Genomic DNA, 5,089 nt, shown 5'->3' with positions numbered 1-5,089 from the left:
CAGGTGAAACTTGACGGTATTTGTCGAGATTTGCAGGTCCTTCGAAAGTTCACGATTGGATAGGCCCTTGGCCAACGCTTCAAGGATGACGCGCTCCTTACGAGACAGGCTGTGAATTGGATCCTGCTGCATTTTCCGAACATCGATGAACGGAAAAACCATCTTGCCTCGGGCAACATCCGAACAAGTTTCCAGCAAAACATCGACCTCACCTGATCGGGATGCGAACCCCGCAGCTCCTGCCTGCATAGCAAGGCGCGGCACGTCTCCGGCATCGTCTCCATATACGACGAAACGGGGCGCGTTCTCCTGTTCACGCAGAACCTCGATCAATTTGGCGGCGCCCAAGACCGGTAAATTCCAGGCGATCACGCAGACCTTGACCGGAACTCTCATAACCGCGCCCAAGAAGCCTTCGGCGGTTGCTGATGTTGCCACCAGAGAGAATCGTGGATCACGCTCGAAAATCTCGGACATGGCCGACAATACCAGTGGATTGTTGTCGGCAAGCATAACGTTAATCGGTTGCTGTGAAGGCTCTGCCATTGATTTTACACCCAAAAACCCAAAAACCTACCCGTAAGAATAGGTGCTAATTTGGTATACCGCGGTATTTCTGCCAAAACGGGTAGTTTTTTTCTAATCCTATTAGAAGTCCCAAAGCAGTAGTAAGTTACGTTGCGCAATGATGCAAGCAACGCTTTCCTGATCCACAACGCGATATTTGGGCGTGATTGACCACGCCGACGATCAAGGAGGATCGAATGACTTTTCAGATTTATCCCACGCTTGAGATCCCCGAGACACTGGCTGCGGGCCCGGGGCCTGGCAATACCGATGCTCGTGTTTTGCAGGCCTTCGCCAATGCCGGGGTTGCGGATCACATGCAGGGCGACGTTTTGCGCGGGATGGTCGAATGCAAGCACATGCTGCGCAATATCTGGGGAACCGATAACACCTATACCTTTGCTGTGGCCGGTACCGGCTGGAGCGCATTGGACACAATGTTCTCGGCTGTGATGCCCTGTGATAAAGTCGTGGCCTTTGCCAACGGCACCTTTTCCGGCATTGATGCGCTGACCCTACGCATCAAGGCGGCCACGCCCGAGGAGCATGCCGCCAGCCCGCTTGATCCACAGGCCGCCAGCGTAACGGTCGTTGATGTTCCGCACGGACAGCCGGTCACTGGTGAACTGGTTGAAGCCGCGCTGGAACAGCACAAGCCAAAATGGGCCTTTATGGCGCATTGGGAAACGGGTTCGGGTCGCGTCAATGATCTGCGTGGCTTCTCGGACGCATGCGAGCGTCATGGGGTGATGGGCCTGGTCGATGCGGTCTCATCCCTCGGCGTCGATGACTTTTCGATCGATGACTATCCGGGGATCGCCGGTTGGGCCTCCTGCCCGCAGAAGGGCCTGTGCTGCCTGCCGCTGACCTATGCACCGGTCAGCTTTACAGATGCCTTTATTGAATCCCTCAGAGCGACGGGTGCCTATAGCTATGTTCACAATCCTCTATTCGAGGCGCGTCACTGGGGTATTGTCGACGGTCAGGACGTCGAAAAGGGAACCTATCACAGAACCCATTCCGGATACGCAGTCGCCGCGTTCCATGAGTCCCTGCGTCTGACACTTCAGGAAGGTCTGGCCAGACGGACGGCCTCGTACAAAACCCATGAACGCGTGCTGCGCGATGCTGTTACGGCCATGGGATGCGAGGTGACTTCTGACATGCCCAGCCTGGTCGTGCTGAATCTGCCGCCGGAACTGGCCGGGCGAGAGATGGAGCTGGTGCAGAACTGTCGGGCAAGGGGTTTTGGGATCTGGCCGACGCTCAGCGCGCCGGTTCAGGTACGCATCGGCATCCTCAATCAGCTCAACCGCCAGGCCGTCAGCCGGATCGTCCGCCTGTTTGCCGAAGCCATGCGGGAACTGGGCGGCAATGTCGATTTCGAAGAGATCGAGGCATTGCTCGAAAGCCGTTACGGCACATCGATCGCTGCTTGAACGCACTGCATGAACGGGAGGAATGCAGATGGATATCCATGAATATCAGGCGAAAGAGGTTCTTTCGAATTTTGGCGTCGCCGTACCGTCAGGTGCCTTGGCCTATAGCCCGGAACAGGCGGCCTATCGCGCCCGCGAACTGGGCGGAGACAAGTGGATTGTCAAAGCCCAGGTCCATGCGGGTGGCCGCGGCAAAGCGGGTGGCGTCAAACTGTGTAACAGTGAAAACGAGATCCACGAGGCCTGTGACGAGATGTTCGGCCGCAAGCTGGTGACCCATCAGACCGGACCGGAAGGTAAAGGCATCTATCGTGTCTATGTCGAGTCCGCTGTGCCGATTGATCGCGAGATCTATCTTGGTTTTGTTCTGGACCGCTCCAGCCAACGGGTCATGATCGTAGCCTCCTCCGAAGGCGGGATGGAGATCGAGGAGATCTCGGCGGAACGCCCGGACAGCATCGTGCGCTCAATCGTGGAACCCGCAGTTGGACTGCAGGAGTTCCAGGCCCGCGAGATAGCCTTCAATCTGGGCCTTGAGGCTCGTCTGGTTCAGCAAATGGTACGGACGTTGCAGGGCTGCTATGCCGCCTTCAGCGATCTGGACGCCACGATGGTTGAAATCAATCCACTGGTTATCACTGGCGACGACCGTGTGCTGGCATTGGACGCGAAGATGAGCTTTGACGACAACGCTCTGTTCCGTCATCCGCAGATCTCGGAACTGCGCGACAAAAGCCAGGAAGACCCGCGTGAAAGCCGCGCGGCGGACCGTGGGCTGTCTTATGTGGGTTTGGACGGCAATATCGGCTGCATCGTGAACGGCGCTGGTCTGGCCATGGCCACGATGGATACGATCAAACTGGCCGGGGGCGAGCCCGCGAACTTCCTTGATATCGGTGGTGGTGCCTCACCCGAGCGCGTGGCCAAGGCCTTTCGACTGGTTCTGTCCGACAAGAACGTTCAGGCGGTTTTGGTCAATATCTTTGCTGGTATTAACCGCTGCGACTGGGTCGCCGAGGGCGTTGTGCAGGCGCTGCGTGAGTTGGATATCGACATCCCGGTCATCGTGCGACTTGCCGGTACGAATGTCGAAGAAGGCCAAAAGATTCTCGCCAAATCCGGCCTACCGATCATCCGCGCCACCACTTTGATGGAAGCCGCTGAACGGGCGGTGGGCGCATGGCAGAATGATCTGTCCCAAAACACCAAGATGAGGGCCGTGTAATGAGTATTCTTCTCGACCGCGACACCCGCGTAATCGTTCAGGGCATCACTGGACGCATGGCGCGCTTTCACACAAAGGATATGCTGGCCTACGGCACCAATGTTGTCGGCGGGGTTGTTCCCGGCAAGGGTGGTGAAACCGTTGAAGGTGTACCGGTGTTTGACACCGTGAAACAGGCCGTTGAGGCAACCGGAGCGGATGCCAGTCTGGTCTTTGTTCCGCCTCCGTTTGCTGCAGACTCCATCATGGAAGCTGCTGATGCGGGCATTCGCTACTGTGTCTGTATCACCGACGGTATCCCGGCGCAGGACATGATCCGGGTCAAGCGGTACATGTACCGTTACCCCAAAGAAAAACGTATGGTTCTGACTGGACCGAACTGCGCCGGTACAATCTCTCCCGGCAAGGCTCTGCTGGGTATCATGCCGGGCCATATCTACCTGCCTGGCAATGTCGGCATCATTGGTCGCTCGGGCACACTGGGGTACGAGGCGGCAGCACAGCTCAAAGAACGTGGCATTGGCGTTTCGACCAGCGTCGGTATCGGTGGCGATCCGATCAACGGGTCCTCGTTCAAAGATATCCTGCAACGGTTTGAAGAGGACGAGGATACCCACATCATTGCGATGATCGGCGAAATCGGCGGTCCGCAGGAAGCTGAAGCCGCGGAATACATCCGCAATCACATTACAAAACCGGTCATTGCTTATGTTGCCGGATTGACCGCCCCCAAAGGTCGAACCATGGGGCACGCCGGCGCGATCATCTCGGCTTTTGGCGAAAGCGCCAGCGAAAAGGTTGAAATCCTGTCCGCTGCTGGTGTGACCGTGGCCGAAAACCCCGCCGTGATTGGTGAGACAATCGCACGAGTGATGGAGGCTGCGTGATGGTTAAACCTTCGGTCTTAGTCACCCGTCGCTGGCCTGCCGCCGTCGAGGCGCAGCTGGCCGAAAACTACAACGCCGTGCTGAATACCGGGGACAAGCCAATGTCCCCGGCAGACATCCGGCGGGCGTTGAAAACCTATGATGCTGTCCTACCCACGGTCACCGACACGCTCAGCGCCGAGGCATTGGATGTGCCTGGCGCGCAGACCAAGATCATTGCCAATTATGGGGTCGGCTATAGCCATATCTGCGAACCTTCGGCGCGTGAGCTAGGCATGACGGTAACAAATACGCCGGATGTCTTGTCCGAGTGTACGGCCGATCTGGCCATGACGTTGCTACTGATGGTTGCGCGCCGGGCAGGTGAGGGCGAACGCGAATTGCGCTCCGGCAAGTGGACCGGCTGGCGGCCGACGCATCTTGTGGGCACAAAGGTCAGCGGCAAGACGCTGGGCATCATCGGTTATGGCCGGATCGGCCAGGAAATGGCTCGCCGTGCCCATCACGGGTTCGGTATGAACGTCCTCGTCTATAACCGCAGCGAGGTGGCCGCGGACGTATTGGGCCAGTGCGACGCAACACAGGTGGACACGATCGATGATCTCTTGCCCCGGTGCGATTTTGTGTCACTGCACTGCCCCGGCGGCTCCGCGAACCGGCACCTGATCAACTCGCGCCGACTGAGCCTGATGAAGCCTGACGCTTTCCTGATCAACACTGCGCGCGGTGAGGTGATTGATGAATGGGCTCTGATTCAGGCGCTGATGTTCGACATGATTGGTGGTGCGGCCTTGGACGTCTTCGACGGCGAGCCCCGCATCAGCCCGGATCTGCTGCAATGTGACAACCTCGTGATGCTGCCGCATCTGGGCAGCGCAACGCGCGAGGCCCGCGAAGCGATGGGCTTCCGCGTTCTCGATAATCTGAGTGACTTTTTCCAAGGCCGTGAACCACGTGACCGGGTGATCTGA

Annotated in this window: 5 protein-coding genes; 4 read left to right on the top strand and 1 reads right to left on the bottom strand. The window is 57.9% G+C overall.

What is annotated here, in order from left to right:
- Positions 1–546: LuxR C-terminal-related transcriptional regulator (locus tag ACR0DL_RS21400; protein WP_480691280.1), on the bottom strand; the 546-nt coding region annotated here is incomplete at its 3' end.
- A 218-nt stretch (positions 547–764) separates the two neighbouring features.
- On the opposite strand from ACR0DL_RS21400, the gene ACR0DL_RS21395 reads away from it, so the two are divergent.
- From ACR0DL_RS21395 to ACR0DL_RS21380, 4 genes are read left to right on the top strand one after another with little or no spacing between them, the layout of a single operon-like run.
- Positions 765–2,006, top strand: coding sequence for a pyridoxal-phosphate-dependent aminotransferase family protein (locus ACR0DL_RS21395; protein WP_480691278.1), 1,242 nt, complete (start codon positions 765–767; stop codon positions 2,004–2,006).
- 28 nt (positions 2,007–2,034) lie between these two features.
- Positions 2,035–3,231 (top strand): malate--CoA ligase subunit beta, encoded by a 1,197-nt coding sequence (locus ACR0DL_RS21390; protein WP_170379915.1) that lies wholly within the window; start codon positions 2,035–2,037, stop codon positions 3,229–3,231.
- Positions 3,231–4,118, top strand: coding sequence for a succinate--CoA ligase subunit alpha (gene sucD, locus ACR0DL_RS21385; protein WP_170362913.1), 888 nt, complete (start codon positions 3,231–3,233; stop codon positions 4,116–4,118). The genes ACR0DL_RS21390 and sucD overlap by 1 nt, the downstream gene beginning before the upstream one ends.
- Entirely contained in the window at positions 4,118–5,089 is a 972-nt protein-coding gene (locus ACR0DL_RS21380; protein ID WP_480691276.1) for a 2-hydroxyacid dehydrogenase, read from the top strand. Before sucD ends, ACR0DL_RS21380 begins: the two co-directional genes overlap by 1 nt.

Source organism: Ruegeria sp. BB5, from assembly GCF_056539405.1.
Note: the sequence above shows the minus strand (reverse complement) of the source record. Positions and strands in the feature narration are given on the sequence as shown.